Source organism: Microbacterium sp. AG1240 (assembly GCF_003635115.1).
Classification (GTDB): Bacteria; Actinomycetota; Actinomycetes; order Actinomycetales; family Microbacteriaceae; genus Microbacterium.
Genome location: NZ_RBXJ01000004.1, coordinates 137,469 through 149,679, shown reverse-complemented (window position 1 = coordinate 149,679; position 12,211 = coordinate 137,469). Strand labels below are relative to the sequence as shown.

Here is a 12,211-nt window from a genome sequence, read left to right as displayed (position 1 = left end):
GACGCCGTGACGACCATCCCCGAACGACGCAGCCCCCGGGCGTCGTCCGTCTACGTGACCGTATCGGTGGTGATCCCCGTGAAAGACGACGCCGTTGCGCTCGCACGGTGCCTCACCGCCCTAGCCGGCCAGACGCGCCTCGCCGACGAGACGATCGTCGTCGACAACGGCTCGGTCGACGCATCGGCAGAGGTCGCACGCCGTGCCGGTGCGCGCGTCGTGCCGTGCGTGCGTCCGGGCATACCCGCGGCCAGCGCTCTCGGCTACGACGCCGCCACCGGCGAGATCATCCTCCGTCTCGACGCCGACTGCGTCCCCGACGCGACGTGGATCGAGATGGTCCTGTCCGCGTTCTCCCGTCAGCCGCACGTTGCGGCGTTCACCGGTGGCGCACGCTTCATCGACGGACCACGGATGCTGCGCCGTCCGCTCGCCTTCGCCTACCTCCTCGCCTACATCCTCGTCACCGCTCCGGCTCTCGGGCACCTTCCGCTCTTCGGCTCGAACGTGGCGCTGCGGCGGGAAGCGTGGATCGACGTTCGCTCTGCGGTGCACCGGCACGACGCGATGCTGCACGACGACGTCGACCTCGCGTTCCACCTCGGCGAGCGCCACCGCATCGGGCGGCTCCCGACCGCGGCCATGGGCATGTCGATGCGTCCCTTCTCGAGTCTCTCGGGGTTCCGGCGGCGGATCGACCGGGGGTTCCGCACGGTGACCGTGCACTGGCCCCACGATTTCCCTCCTCACCGCTGGGTTCGCGTCGCGCTGAACCGGGCAACGGCACGTCGCGGCCGGGCCGTGCCGGTGAGAGCCCGATGACGGGCGTGGTCGGACGGGTCGACGCACCCGAGCTGCACGTCATGACCTACAACATCCGCCGACGCCTCGGCATCGATCCTCGTCCGGCCGACCGGTGGTCACGGCGGCGGGAACCCCTGCGTGCCCTGCTCGCCGCGGAACTGCCCACGGTTCTCGGCGTGCAGGAGGCGATGCCCGATCAGGCGGCGTTCGTGGCGGCCGCACTCGGATCGCGCTATCGCTCGATCGGTCGCGGCCGCAACCGCGATGGACGCGGTGAGGCCTGCCCGCTGTTCTACGACGCGAAACGGCTCGAGCTGATCGACGCCGAGCAAACCGCCCTGTCGTCGCAGCCCCACGAGCCCGGGTCGCGCTCGTGGGGGTCCGTCGTCCCGCGGATCGTCGTGTCGGCCCTCTTCCGCGACCGTGCGACCTACGCGCGCTTCCGGGTCATGAACACGCACTTCGACCCCTTCTCCGCGGCCGCGCGGGTTCGCTCGAGCGAGATCGTGCGGCGCGCAGCAGAGGAGGCGGAGGAACCCGTGCTCGTCATGGGCGACCTGAACGCCGCGGCGTCCTCGCCGGCGCTGCGCGTGCTGCTGTCGGGCGGCATCCTGCGTGACGCGTGGGCGAGCGCCGGGATGCACCTCACCCCGAGGTGGGGCACCTTCGTGAACTACGGCCGGCCTCGGGCCGACGCTCCCCGCATCGACTGGATCGTCGTAACCGAAGACGTGCGGGTGCTTCGCGCCGCCATCGACGGCGAGCCCGTCGACGGCCGATGGCCCTCCGACCACCTCCCCGTGCACGCCGTCGTCCGTGTCGACCTCGACGCCACGATCCGATGATCGAGAACTTCCTCCGGCCGCCTCGCTCGATCGGCGACTACGCCGCCGATGCCGTACGACTGATCGGCGCCCTGAGTGTCGTCGCGGCCGCCCTCTGGTTCTCGGCCACCGACGCCGGCATCGTCGCGCTGACCCTCCCGGCGCTGGTGGCGCCCCGGTTCCTGGGCCTGCGCCCGACCTTCGACATCCTGACGTCCCTGACAGTGCTCATCGCGGCGTGGAGCAACGTCTTCGACCTCTACACACGTGTCGCCTGGTGGGACATCGTCATCCACCTCGTCTGCACGGGCGTGCTCGCGGTGCTCCTGTACGTGCTCTGCGGCTACGCCGGTATCGTCGCCGCCCCGCGCACGGAGCACTTCACCGGCCCCGCGGCGATCGTGCTCGTCACCGCGTTCGGCCTCGCCCTCAGCGCAGTGTGGGAGATGATCGAGTGGCTCGGGAAGACCTTCGTCACCGCGGAGATCTTCGTCACCTACGACGACACCATTGGCGATATGGCCGTCGGAGGCCTCGGAGCCCTCCTGGCGGGGTGCCTGCTCGCGCGCACGCGACCCACCCGCTCGTGACACACCCCGCGCCCGTGCGCAAGGGAGGGCGCGTCGCGACCGATGCGGGGTGTGATGGGACAGCACCCGAAGCCGAACACCCGGAGGACCCGTCATGAACCGATTCGCCAAACTTCTCCTCGTCCTCGGCGCCGCCGCCGGTGTCTTCGTCGGCGTCCGCCTCGTCGTCGCGAAGTACGGGGCGCTGGCCGCCGCTGTCGTCGCGCTGTGGAACGACCCCGACGTCAAGAAGATCCGCCGCCGTGCCGCGAAACAGCTCAAGAAGGCGCGGAAGTCGGCCGAGAAGACCGCCCGCAAGACCGAGAAGGCCGCACGCAAAGCCGTGAAGAGCTGAGAGGGAACATCACCATGAGCGAGAAGAACCCGCACGACGACGGCACCGACATCGACGACGCGACGGCGACGGGCGGCGACGTCGACGACGTCGAGACCACCGAACAGGACGGCACCCCGGTCGAGAACCCCTCGGGCTGACCCCGGCACGCCACGCACCTGGTCGTCATCCGCTCGGTGCCGAATCCGCGTCGGGTCAGCGTCGTCGCCACCTCGCGGACGATCCCCGGCCGGTCGTTGCCGAGTGCCGAGACGGCCTATCGCCTGTGCGACCGGGTCAGGCCCCGCCGCACAGACTTCCGAGCACTCCTAGAGGCCGATCTCGGCGAACGCCGCATCCATGTGCCGGTAGATCTCGTCGTAACCCGCGTCGTTCGGATGCAGTCCGTCTTTCGCCATCTCGCCGTCGCGACCCTGGATCCACGACGAAGCCCCGGGGATGTAGTCGGCATCGATGCGCTCCGCGGCGTCCTTCACCCAGCCGATGATGGTCTCGAGGCCGTCGGTGCGCTCGGCGGTGTACCAGAACGGTTCGACGACCACGAAGCGGGCATCGGGGAGGGCGCCGGTCAGGCGGTCGACGTCTTCGTCGATGCGGTCGCGGATCTCGGTGCCCCGCGCGTCGAAGCTGAAGGCGTCGTTGAGCCCCATGGTGATGACGACGATGTCGGGCCGGGCGTCGATGATGTCGCCGGGCAGGTCGGCGCCGCGCGCGTCGCGGTTGTTCACGAACCCGAGCCCGTTCACGCTCGGGTTGTACTCCCGCCAGCCGCGGTCGTCGGCGAGACGGGTCGACCACCGCACGTCCGGAGAGCTGGCGCCCGTACCGAGCGTGTACGAGTCGCCGTAGAAGGCGACGAGCGGACGACCGTCGTCATCCGGCGGTGCTGCCTGCTGCGGGGCGCAGCCCGCGAGGGTGAGACCCACGGCCGCCAGTGTGGCGGCGAGTATTCGACGCATCCGACCATCCTCCTCTGTCTCGTCCTCTTCGGAGCCGCACCCGGCTCCGGTTTGCACTGTTCTTCCTCGTCAGCGCCGGTCTCGTGATGCGCGCTCGGGCGTCGTCCTCCTGAGCGACACCCGTCGGTGAGGTGCCGCGATTAGGGCTCTCTGCACCGTCTGACAGCCCAGAACGCGGCACATCAGACCCCGGCGGCGGCGGTGGCGGAGAGGGTTACGTTGCGCACAATTCGATTGCGTGCAATGCTTCTTGCATGCCCGCAGTCGACGACATGGTGTGCTTCGCCCTGTACTCGGCGAGCCGCGCGACCACGCAGGCCTACCGGCGCGTGCTCGAGCCCTGGGGCCTGACCTACCCGCAGTACCTCGTGCTCGTGACCCTCTGGACCGACGGCCCACGCACCGTGAGCGAGCTCGGCCAGACGCTCGACCTCGACTCCGGTACGCTGTCACCCCTGCTGCGGCGGCTCGAGCGCGCGGGCACCGTGACCCGCACGCGCCGTTCCGACGACGAACGCGTCGTCGAGGTCTCCCTCACCACGCTCGGGCTCGATCTCCGTGGACGTATGAGCGGGGTCTCCGCCCAGATCGCCACCTGCATGGGCATAGACATCGACGCCGCACGCCGGCTCCTCGACTCCCTGCACAGCCTCACCCGCAGCGTGCAGGCCTCCTCCGAGGCATCCGCCTCCTGAACCGAAAGGACATCCCCATGGACGTCATCTACACCGCAGAAGCACTCGCAACCGGCGAAGGGCGCGGCGGCCACGTCGCCACGAAGGACGGACTGCTCGACACCGACCTGCGCATCCCGAAGGAGATGGGCGGCCCCGGTGGCGGCCTGAACCCCGAGGCCCTGTTCGCCGCCGGATACGCGGCCTGCTTCCACGGCGCGCTCCAGGCCGTCGCGCGGGGCCAGAAGGTCAAGCTCGAAGACACGAGCGTCGGTTCGCGCGTGCACATCGGACCGAACGGCGAGGGCGGCTTCCAGCTCTCGGTCGAGCTCGAGGTCGTCATCCCGAACCTCCCGCACGACGAGGCGCAGGCTCTCGCCGACGCCGCCCACCAGGTCTGCCCCTACTCGAACGCGACCCGCGGCAACATCGACGTCACGGTCACCGTCTCCGACGACTGATCCCCCACTTCCGTGAAAGGACCGCCGCCCCACGGGACGGCGGTCCTTTCGCGCGCGGTCAGAGCTGCTGCCCCCCGGAGGCCTCGATCCTCTGGGCGGTGACCCACCCCAGGCGCGGATCCATGATGGCGGCCACCGCGATCCCGATGTCGTCGGGTTCGCCGATGCGTCCCATCGCGACGGCAGGGAGGATCATCGCGCGGTAGTCCTCGCTGTCGCGGATGGCGCCGCCGGCGAAGTCCGTCGCCGTCGCTCCGGGAGCGAGGACGTTCACAGCGATCCGGCGAGCACCCAGGTCCTTCGCCAGATACACCGTCCACGTCTCGATCGCGGCCTTCATCGAGGCGTAGACCGATTGGCCGGAGGCGACGGCGAACCGGGTGAGCCCCGTCGAGACGTTCAGGATGCGCCCGCCGTCCGCGATCATCGGGGCGAGTTCCTGCGTGAGGAGCACCACACCTGTGAAGTGCACGGCGACGAGCGCGTCGATCTCGGCCCTCTCGATCGCACCGAAGGGCGTGTCCCCGGCGTAACCCGCGTTGTTGACCAGCCCGTCGAGGTCGCCGCGACCCCACGTCGCTCGCAGGGTCTCGGCCAGGTCGCGCGCGAAGGCGGGGAAGGTCTCCGGTGCGGTCGTGTCCAGCCGCATCGACACCGCCCGTCGTCCGCGAGCCTCGATCTCCGAGACGACGGATGCGGCGGCGGCGGGCTCGCTCCGATAGGTGACGACGAGATCGTCGCCGCCGTCGGCGAGCGCCAGGGCGGCGGCGCGGCCGAGACCGCGAGAGCCGCCTGTGATGAGGATGATGCGTGAATTCGTCATGGGATCTACTGTCGGCGGCCCCGCTCGCGGCAGCCAGGGCGCACTCATCGGAGGATCCGCACTCCCTGGCTGCGACCGCCGCGCTCGCGCAGAATGAATCCATGGACCGTGCTCAGCTCGCCGAGTTCCTCCGCACCCGGCGTGCGGCGTTGCAACCCGAGGACGTCGGCCTCTCGCGAGGATCCCGGCGACGCACGCCGGGCCTGCGACGCGAGGAGGTGGCGCAGCTCGCGGGCATGTCGACGGACTATCTGAACCGCCTCGAGCAGCAGCGAGGCCCCCAACCGTCCGTGCAGATGCTGGCCGCCATCGCCCGCGCCCTGCATCTCGACCTCGATGAGCGCGATCACCTCTTCCGGCTCGCCGGACACCCCGCACCCGACAGGGTCGGTGCCAGCGACCACATCTCCCCCGGTCTTCTTCGCATCGTCGACCGACTGCACGATACCCCGGCGCAGGTGGTCACCGAGCTCGGCGAGGTGCTGCTGCAGACAGAACCGGCCAGAGCCCTCCTCGGAGAATTGACCGGCCGAGAAGGGATGTCACGCACCACCGTGCACCGCTGGTTCACCGAACCGGAGTCGCGTCGCATCTACCCCGCCGACGACCACGAGATGCGGGGCCGCATCTTCACCGCCGAACTGCGCACGGCCTACGCCCGCCTCGGGCGCGACTCCCCGGCCGGCGCCATCGTCGCAGATCTGCTGCGCGTCAGCCCGGAGTTCGCGGAGGTGTGGGCCGCGCACGACGTCGCGGACAAGCACTCTCGGTCGAAGCGGTTCGCCTATGACGGCGTCGGCGAACTCACGCTCGAGTGCCAGACGCTGCTCGACACCGAAACGAACCAGCGCCTGCTGGTCTTCACCGCCCGGCCGGGTACCGAGGATGCCGACAAGCTCGCCCTCCTGTGCGTGCTGGGCACGCAGCGAATGACGGTCTGAGGAGGCTCAGACAGTGAGTGCGGCGACGCCGGCGATCATCGACGCGAGCGCGATGACGAGGGCCAGCGCGATGAGAACCGCGTGCACGATGAGGAAAGTCGTCGGCTTCCCGGCAGCATCACGCGCGCGGGCGTCCTTCGCGACGCGCGTGTAGAACCGCGGCCAGACGATCACGTTGAAGGCGGCGTTGACGAACAGAAGCACGACGAGCAGAGTCTCCACACCCCGAGCCTAAGCGGACTCAGCGCGCACATCCGATGCAGGTGGCTGCCGTCGGACGCGCCTCCAGCCGCCCCGGCGCAATCGGGCCGCCGCAGACGACGCAGGCACCGTACGTGCCACCGGCGACGCGGTCGAGCGCTGCCGCAGCATCCGCGCGGTCCTGCTCGGCGCCGCGCCGCAGCGCGTCGACGCGGCTCCACTCCCCCGACAGCGTCGACCCCTCGGGATCGTGCTCGTCGTCGGCCGTCGCGTCGGCGCGGTCGCGAAGAAGACTGCGCTCGTCGTCGTCGAGATGGGCGAGACGCAGTTCGGCCTCGCGCAGCAGTGTGCGCAGGACAGCGGCGTGGTCGGTGCTCATGGGCGCTCCAGGCTACGCCCGCGCGGACGTGGGAAGGGCCGTCGGGCGGCTGTCAATCCCGCACGATCGTGTACGCCGTGCGGGCACGATCGGGTCATACGAATCAGGGAGGCTCTCATGGCGAAGGACTTATCGACCGGTGACCGGGTCAGTTGGAACACCCCGCAGGGTCGCACGCAGGGCAGCATCGTGGAGAAGAAGACGAGTGACTTCACCCTCGACGGGCAGCACTTCACGGCGTCGTCGGACGAACCCGCCTTCGTCGTCGAGTCGGAGAAGAGCGGCAACCGGGCGGCGCACAAGGGATCTGCTCTGCGCAGACTCAAAGACGCCTGAGCGCGGCGCCTGACAGCCGCGGGCGGACGCTGCGGGCCTACTCTCGAAGCATGCGTGTGACCGCCTCCTTCCGCTCCGCGCGCCGAACCCCGTTCCTCCAGGTCTCGAAGTCGGCGATCGCGACGATCGCCGCGTGGCTGCTCGCCGGGTGGCTCGTGCCCGGTCCGTTGCCCGTCTTCGCGGCGATCGCCGCGCTGCTCGTGGTGCAGCCCAGTCTGAATCAGTCGCTGACGCGGGCGGTCGAACGCAGCGTGGGGGTCATCGCCGGGGTTATCGTCGCCTCCGCGCTCGGGATCGCGCTCGGTTCGTCGACCTGGGTGATCCTCATCGCGGCCGCCGTGGCTCTTCTCGCCGCCTGGGCGCTGAAGCTGACCCCGGGGGCTGCCAACCAGGTCGCTATCAGCGCGATCCTGGTGCTCGCGCTCGGCACCGCCACGCCGCTCTACGCCGTCGATCGCGTGATCGAGACGCTCATCGGCGCGCTCGTCGGTCTCATCGTGAACGTGGCGCTCGTGCCCCCGGTGGCCGTCGCCCCGGCCCGGCAGCGCATCGAGGCGCTCGGCGACGAGCTGTCCGCCGCGCTCGATCGCCTCGCCGACGCGCTCGCGACGCCCCAGACACCCGCGTCTCTCGAAGAACTCCTGCTCGAGGCACGCCTCATGCGGCCGATGCGCGACGCGGCCGACGAAGCCGTCTCGGACGCTCGCGACTCGCTCGCCCTCAACCCGCGGGGCCGCCGCCACCGCGACGACCTCGCCCGGCTCGAGCGGCTGCTCGACGTCTTCACCCCGATCCTCACGCAGGTGATCGGCATGACCCGGGCGGCATATGACAGATACGACCCGTCGATCGTGGATGAACCGTCGGTGCGTGCGATCGCCGAGCAGCTGCGTCGCGCGTCGCACGACGTGCATCTCGCGGTTCTGCGGCACCGGGCCCCCGATGCGACCCCGGCGTCGCGCGCCACCGGCGACGCCGCATCCTCGCCCCTCGAACCCCCGGCCCTCACGCGACCGCTCGACATCGGCGCACCGTCGGAGGGCCACTGGGTTCTCGTCGGCTCACTGCTGGTCGACCTGCACCGCATCCACGAAGCTCTCGGAGAGACGGCGAACCCATGACCGACCGCACGATCGCGATGTTCCCGCTGGGCATGGTGCTGTTCCCCCACACGCCGCTCGCGGCACGCATCTTCGAGGAGCGCTACCTGAAGATGCTTGGAACGCTCCTCGACGAACAACCCGCCGAGTTCGGTGTCGTGCTGATCGAACGAGGTCACGAGGTCGGCGGCGGAGAGAAGCGGTTCGCCCGGGGCGCGGTCGCGCGACTCGAACGGGTGCTGCCGCAACAGGGTGTCATCTCGGTGCTCGCGCGCGGAGGAAGCCGCTTCGAGGTGGAGGAGTGGCTCGACGACGCGCCCTACCCGCGCGCCCGCGTGCGCATGCTGCCCGACCTGGACTGGAACGACGCTCTCACTCCCCTCTCTTCGGAAGCGGAGAAGATCGTGCGGCGCGTGCTCGCTCGCGCCGGCGAGTACGGCGACACCCGATGGGAACCCGACATCGAGCTCGCCGAGGAACCGCTCGCGCGGGCATGGCAGATCGCCGCGATAGCGCCGCTCGGGCCGATCGATCAGCTCGCGCTTCTCGGCGCGACGAGCGTGGGCGGGCTCCTTCGCGAGGTCATCGACCTGACGCTCGCGGCCGAAGAGCTCCTCGCCGTGCGGGGTGTCGACGAGGAGCCCTTCGAGTAGACGCGCTCAGTTCAGGGCGCGGATGCTGGACGGGATGACGCCGTTCGCGTAGAGGTCTTTCGCGACGTCCTGCAGGGCGGTGAGTGCGACCCGCTGCGTCGTGGGTCCGTACGAGATGCGCGCCACGCCGAGCGCTTCGTACTCCGCCGCGGTGAGGGCTCCCGGAATACCGATGACGCTCACGCGGCGGTCGCCGATGCCCTCGACCAGCTGGCGGGTGGTGTCGGCGTCGAGGAGTCCGGGCACGAAGACCGAGGTCGCCCCGGCGTCGAGGAAGGCCCGCCCGCGCTCGATCGCGTCGGCGATCGACTCGGAGGCGGGGCGGTCGCCGCCGCGCATGAACGCGTCGGTACGAGCGTTGAGCACGAACGGCACGCCCTCCGCCTCACCGGCGGCGATGGCGGCCTCGACGACGGCCACCGACTCGGCGAGCGGCTTGAGGCGGTCTTCGATGTTCGCGCCGACCGCGCCGGCGCCGATCGCCTTGCGCACGGTCTCGCCCGCGTTGCCGTACCCCGCGTCGAGGTCGGCGGTGACGGGCAGATCGACGGCCTCGGCGATGCGGCGCACCATGTCGAGCATCACGTCGAGAGGGATGTTCTCGCCGTCCTCGTAGCCGAACGTGGCGGCGATGGAGTGTCCTGCCGTAGCGATGGCCTTCGTCTCGGGGAGGGCGGCGATGGCCTTCGTCGAGACGACGTCCCACACGTTCACGACGCGGAGGATCTCGGGGGCGGTGTGCAGCTGCGCGAAGCTCTGGGCTTTCTCGATCTGGGTGCTCATGCTCCACACGTTACGGGCCGACAAGGTACGCGGTCCCGGCCTTGCGACCGGTCCGTGTCTGCACTAGCCGCTTACCTCGCGAGCGCACGGGTTTGCTCCGAGCGCACGACCAGGGCGCGGGCACAGGCCGTGCGCGGGGTTGCAACCCGTGCGCTCGCGGCAGGACCTCAGGCGGCGAGCGCTTCCGCGATCGGCGTATCCCCGCCTCCGAAGCGGATGAAACGGCCCACGGTGCGGTCGTCCTCGAGCGTCGCCGCGATGACGGCTGCGACGTCGGCACGAGATACCTCGCCCTTGCCCTCGGGGTCGAGCGTGATCTTGCCGGTCGGTTCGCCCAGCGTCAGCGTGCCCGGGCCGAGGATCGTCCAGTCCAGAGCCGTGGCGCGCAGGTGGTCGTCAGCGGCGAGCTTGGCGTCGGCGTAGGCGAAGAACGCGTCGTCGGGCGAGATGCCGTGGTCGTGGGTCGAGCCGATCCACGACACCATCACGAACCGGCGCACGCCGGCTGCGGCAGCAGCATCCATCGTGCGGATCGCGGCGTCGCGGTCGACCGCGTAGGTGCGCTCGGCGCTGCCGCCTCCCGCACCCGCCGACCAGACCACGGCGTCGTACCCGGCGACGGCGTCTCGCAGCGCGGCCTCGTCGGCCGATTCGACGTCGAGAACGAGCGGCGCGGCACCGGCGGCGGTCACGTCGCCCGCGTGATCGGGGTTGCGGATGACCGATGTGACGTCATCGCCGCGTGCGGCGAGGAGCGGAGCGAGCAGGAGGGCGACCTTGCCGTGACCGCCGAGAACGAGAACCTTCATGAATCAGTGCCTTCCGATGTGTTCGATGGACATGCTGAGGACGACCCGGTCGGCGCTGTCGGGCGGCGGCTGCTGATCGGCGTTGCCGTAGCGCTGGCCGAGCCGCACGTAGAAGGCGCCCTCGGGGTCGGGGGTCGCCTCGACGAGGCGCCCGCGCACCTCGATGTAGCGATAGGGGTTGTCGGGGTCGAAGACCATCAGGCTCATCGACGGGTTCGCCTCGAGATTGCGGAACTTCTGCCGCGTGGTCGTGTGGGTGAAGAGGAGGCGCTCGCCGTCGTACTCGAACCACATCGGGTTCACCTGTACCGAGCCGTCGGGTCTCACCGTGCCCAGGGCGCCGTAGTTCGGTTCGTCGAGCAGATCGCGCAGGTCGTCGGGAATCACGCGCACTCCTTCCGTGGGGTCTCCACGTTACGCACCGGCCCCGACCCGATCGGCGGGGCTTGACGCCGAAGCGTCGGGGGCGAGCTCCTTCACGATGCGGGCTGCGACCGAGCGCCCGGCCCGATTGGCCCCGACCGTCGATGCCGACGGACCGTATCCGACGAAGAACAGACGCGGCTCGTCGAGCGACCGCGAGTCGTCCACGCGGAACCCGCCGTCCGCGGTGCGCAGGCGCAGGGGCGTCAGGTGCTCGAGGGCGGGACGGAACCCCGTCGCCCACAGGATCACATCGACCGCGAGGAACGACCCGTCGGGCATGCGTACCCCGTCCTCCTCGATGCCGGCCATCATCGGCAGCCGCTCCAGCACGCCCCGTTCGCGCGCCGCGCGTGCCCACGGCGTCCAGTGCATACCGGTCACCGAGATGACGCTGCCCGGCGGTAGACCGCGACGCACGCGGTCTTCGACGCCGGCGATGGCGGCGACCCGGGCGGGCACGTCGAAGTCGGACTCGATCCAGACGGGCTCGCGGCGCGTCATCCAGAACACCGTAGCGACGTGCGAGATCTCGTCCAGAAGCTGTACGCCCGACACCCCCGCACCGACCACCAGCACCCGGCGACCCGCGAACTCCTCGGCCGAGACGTAGTCGGCCGTGTGCAGCTGGCGCCCGCGGAAACGTTCCTGGCCCGGGTAGCGGGGCCAGAACGGGCGCGTCCAGGTTCCGGTCGCCGACACGACGAACCTTGCGTGCCAGTCGCCCGCGTCGGTCTCGACGCGCAGCCCGGCGCCCTCGCGACGGACGGCCTTCACGGTGACCGGCCGACGTACCCGCAGGTCGAATTCGCGTTCGTAGTCCGCGAAGTACGCGGGCAGCACATCACGCGCCCGCGCCGTCGGGTCGGCCGCCGGCACATCGAACCCCGGCAGCTCGTGGATGCCGTTCACCGTCGCCATGCGCAACGAGGCCCATCGATGCTGCCACGCTCCACCGGGCGCGGAGTTCGCATCGAGCACGACGAACGATCTGGCGGATGCGTGCGCCGCGCCGTCGGGGACGAAGCCGCGGCGACGGAGATGATAGGCCGTCGACAGCCCCGCCTGGCCCGCGCCGATGACGACGACGTCGACCGTGCGCGCGGTGATGCTCACG

19 protein-coding genes are annotated in these 12,211 nt (G+C 70.3%); 11 read left to right on the top strand and 8 right to left on the bottom strand.

The features are described from left to right. Window positions 1-6 precede the first annotated feature (6 nt). The 5 genes from DEU34_RS15595 to DEU34_RS16540 all read left to right on the top strand — a co-directional run bounded on the left by DEU34_RS15595 (window position 7) and on the right by DEU34_RS16540 (window position 2,692). Window positions 7-822: a glycosyltransferase family A protein gene (locus tag DEU34_RS15595; protein WP_259460206.1), complete on the top strand. Its 816-nt coding sequence runs from the start codon at window positions 7-9 to the stop codon at window positions 820-822. Continuing rightward, entirely contained in the window at window positions 819-1,649 is an 831-nt protein-coding gene (locus DEU34_RS15590) for an endonuclease/exonuclease/phosphatase family protein (protein ID WP_121151885.1), read from the top strand. The genes DEU34_RS15595 and DEU34_RS15590 overlap by 4 nt, the downstream gene beginning before the upstream one ends. Beyond that, window positions 1,646-2,218: a hypothetical protein gene (locus tag DEU34_RS15585; RefSeq protein WP_121151883.1), complete on the top strand. Its 573-nt coding sequence runs from the start codon at window positions 1,646-1,648 to the stop codon at window positions 2,216-2,218. Before DEU34_RS15590 ends, DEU34_RS15585 begins: the two co-directional genes overlap by 4 nt. A 94-nt stretch (window positions 2,219-2,312) precedes the next feature. Beyond that, window positions 2,313-2,552, top strand: coding sequence for a hypothetical protein (locus DEU34_RS15580; protein WP_121151881.1), 240 nt, complete (start codon window positions 2,313-2,315; stop codon window positions 2,550-2,552). 14 nt (window positions 2,553-2,566) lie between these two features. Beyond that, complete coding sequence (locus DEU34_RS16540) at window positions 2,567-2,692, top strand: hypothetical protein (RefSeq protein ID WP_259460205.1); 126 nt, start codon at window positions 2,567-2,569, stop codon at window positions 2,690-2,692. 168 nt (window positions 2,693-2,860) lie between these two features. On the opposite strand, the gene DEU34_RS15575 is transcribed toward DEU34_RS16540, so the two are convergent. Next, window positions 2,861-3,511 (bottom strand): SGNH/GDSL hydrolase family protein, encoded by a 651-nt coding sequence (locus DEU34_RS15575; RefSeq protein WP_121151879.1) that lies wholly within the window; start codon window positions 3,509-3,511, stop codon window positions 2,861-2,863. A gap of 254 nt (window positions 3,512-3,765) precedes the next feature. Here DEU34_RS15575 and DEU34_RS15570 point away from each other — a divergent pair, with 254 nt between their 5' ends. Both DEU34_RS15570 and DEU34_RS15565 read left to right on the top strand, forming a co-directional pair. Then, on the top strand, window positions 3,766-4,206 hold the full coding sequence (locus DEU34_RS15570; protein ID WP_259460204.1) for a MarR family winged helix-turn-helix transcriptional regulator: 441 nt from the start codon (window positions 3,766-3,768) through the stop codon (window positions 4,204-4,206). A 17-nt stretch (window positions 4,207-4,223) separates the two neighbouring features. After that, entirely contained in the window at window positions 4,224-4,646 is a 423-nt protein-coding gene (locus DEU34_RS15565) for an organic hydroperoxide resistance protein (RefSeq protein ID WP_121151877.1), read from the top strand. Window positions 4,647-4,704: 58 nt separating this feature from the next. On the opposite strand, the gene DEU34_RS15560 is transcribed toward DEU34_RS15565, so the two are convergent. Next, window positions 4,705-5,469 carry an SDR family NAD(P)-dependent oxidoreductase gene (locus DEU34_RS15560; RefSeq protein ID WP_121151875.1) on the bottom strand — a complete coding sequence of 255 codons (765 nt, stop codon included), beginning with the start codon at window positions 5,467-5,469 and terminating at the stop codon, window positions 4,705-4,707. A 101-nt stretch (window positions 5,470-5,570) separates the two neighbouring features. On the opposite strand from DEU34_RS15560, the gene DEU34_RS15555 reads away from it, so the two are divergent. Continuing rightward, window positions 5,571-6,410 (top strand): helix-turn-helix transcriptional regulator, encoded by an 840-nt coding sequence (locus tag DEU34_RS15555; RefSeq protein WP_121151873.1) that lies wholly within the window; start codon window positions 5,571-5,573, stop codon window positions 6,408-6,410. Window positions 6,411-6,416: 6 nt separating this feature from the next. Here DEU34_RS15555 and DEU34_RS15550 read toward each other — a convergent pair whose 3' ends face one another. After that, on the bottom strand, window positions 6,417-6,632 hold the full coding sequence (locus DEU34_RS15550; RefSeq protein ID WP_121151871.1) for an SCO4848 family membrane protein: 216 nt from the start codon (window positions 6,630-6,632) through the stop codon (window positions 6,417-6,419). 19 nt (window positions 6,633-6,651) lie between these two features. Further along, a complete protein-coding gene (locus DEU34_RS15545) occupies window positions 6,652-6,990 on the bottom strand; it encodes a TraR/DksA C4-type zinc finger protein (protein WP_121151869.1) in 339 nt (112 codons plus the stop codon). Between the two features lie 117 nt (window positions 6,991-7,107). Between DEU34_RS15545 and DEU34_RS15540 the strand changes: the two genes are divergently transcribed. The 3 genes from DEU34_RS15540 to DEU34_RS15530 are packed head-to-tail and all read left to right on the top strand — an operon-like array spanning window position 7,108 to window position 9,079. After that, window positions 7,108-7,326 (top strand): DUF2945 domain-containing protein, encoded by a 219-nt coding sequence (locus DEU34_RS15540; protein WP_121151867.1) that lies wholly within the window; start codon window positions 7,108-7,110, stop codon window positions 7,324-7,326. A 50-nt stretch (window positions 7,327-7,376) separates the two neighbouring features. Continuing rightward, on the top strand, window positions 7,377-8,447 hold the full coding sequence (locus DEU34_RS15535; RefSeq protein WP_121151865.1) for an FUSC family protein: 1,071 nt from the start codon (window positions 7,377-7,379) through the stop codon (window positions 8,445-8,447). Next, a complete protein-coding gene (locus DEU34_RS15530; RefSeq protein ID WP_121151863.1) occupies window positions 8,444-9,079 on the top strand; it encodes an LON peptidase substrate-binding domain-containing protein in 636 nt (211 codons plus the stop codon). Before DEU34_RS15535 ends, DEU34_RS15530 begins: the two co-directional genes overlap by 4 nt. 6 nt (window positions 9,080-9,085) lie before the next feature. On the opposite strand, the gene DEU34_RS15525 is transcribed toward DEU34_RS15530, so the two are convergent. The 4 genes from DEU34_RS15525 to DEU34_RS15510 form a co-directional block, all read right to left on the bottom strand. Next, entirely contained in the window at window positions 9,086-9,862 is a 777-nt protein-coding gene (locus tag DEU34_RS15525; RefSeq protein WP_121151861.1) for an isocitrate lyase/phosphoenolpyruvate mutase family protein, read from the bottom strand. Between the two features lie 167 nt (window positions 9,863-10,029). After that, window positions 10,030-10,671 (bottom strand): SDR family oxidoreductase, encoded by a 642-nt coding sequence (locus DEU34_RS15520; protein WP_121151859.1) that lies wholly within the window; start codon window positions 10,669-10,671, stop codon window positions 10,030-10,032. A gap of 3 nt (window positions 10,672-10,674) precedes the next feature. Beyond that, window positions 10,675-11,058, bottom strand: a complete 384-nt coding sequence (locus DEU34_RS15515; RefSeq protein ID WP_121151858.1) for a PPOX class F420-dependent oxidoreductase — start codon at window positions 11,056-11,058, stop codon at window positions 10,675-10,677. Between the two features lie 27 nt (window positions 11,059-11,085). Continuing rightward, window positions 11,086-12,210, bottom strand: a complete 1,125-nt coding sequence (locus DEU34_RS15510) for an NAD(P)/FAD-dependent oxidoreductase (protein WP_259460203.1) — start codon at window positions 12,208-12,210, stop codon at window positions 11,086-11,088. Window position 12,211 lies beyond the last annotated feature (1 nt).

Excerpts from the sequence above, each read along its gene's own strand:
- DEU34_RS15590 (WP_121151885.1), top strand. The coding sequence starts at position 819 with ATGACGGGCGTGGTCGGACGGGTCGACGCACCCGAGCTGCACGTCATG.
- DEU34_RS15585 (WP_121151883.1), top strand. The coding sequence starts at position 1,646 with ATGATCGAGAACTTCCTCCGGCCGCCTCGCTCGATCGGCGACTACGCC.
- DEU34_RS15580 (WP_121151881.1), top strand. The coding sequence starts at position 2,313 with ATGAACCGATTCGCCAAACTTCTCCTCGTCCTCGGCGCCGCCGCCGGT.
- DEU34_RS16540 (WP_259460205.1), top strand. The coding sequence starts at position 2,567 with ATGAGCGAGAAGAACCCGCACGACGACGGCACCGACATCGACGACGCG.
- DEU34_RS15575 (WP_121151879.1), bottom strand. The coding sequence starts at position 3,511 with ATGCGTCGAATACTCGCCGCCACACTGGCGGCCGTGGGTCTCACCCTC.
- DEU34_RS15570 (WP_259460204.1), top strand. The coding sequence starts at position 3,766 with ATGCCCGCAGTCGACGACATGGTGTGCTTCGCCCTGTACTCGGCGAGC.
- DEU34_RS15565 (WP_121151877.1), top strand. The coding sequence starts at position 4,224 with ATGGACGTCATCTACACCGCAGAAGCACTCGCAACCGGCGAAGGGCGC.
- DEU34_RS15560 (WP_121151875.1), bottom strand. The coding sequence starts at position 5,469 with ATGACGAATTCACGCATCATCCTCATCACAGGCGGCTCTCGCGGTCTC.
- DEU34_RS15555 (WP_121151873.1), top strand. The coding sequence starts at position 5,571 with ATGGACCGTGCTCAGCTCGCCGAGTTCCTCCGCACCCGGCGTGCGGCG.
- DEU34_RS15545 (WP_121151869.1), bottom strand. The coding sequence starts at position 6,990 with ATGAGCACCGACCACGCCGCTGTCCTGCGCACACTGCTGCGCGAGGCC.
- DEU34_RS15540 (WP_121151867.1), top strand. The coding sequence starts at position 7,108 with ATGGCGAAGGACTTATCGACCGGTGACCGGGTCAGTTGGAACACCCCG.
- DEU34_RS15535 (WP_121151865.1), top strand. The coding sequence starts at position 7,377 with ATGCGTGTGACCGCCTCCTTCCGCTCCGCGCGCCGAACCCCGTTCCTC.
- DEU34_RS15530 (WP_121151863.1), top strand. The coding sequence starts at position 8,444 with ATGACCGACCGCACGATCGCGATGTTCCCGCTGGGCATGGTGCTGTTC.
- DEU34_RS15525 (WP_121151861.1), bottom strand. The coding sequence starts at position 9,862 with ATGAGCACCCAGATCGAGAAAGCCCAGAGCTTCGCGCAGCTGCACACC.
- DEU34_RS15520 (WP_121151859.1), bottom strand. The coding sequence starts at position 10,671 with ATGAAGGTTCTCGTTCTCGGCGGTCACGGCAAGGTCGCCCTCCTGCTC.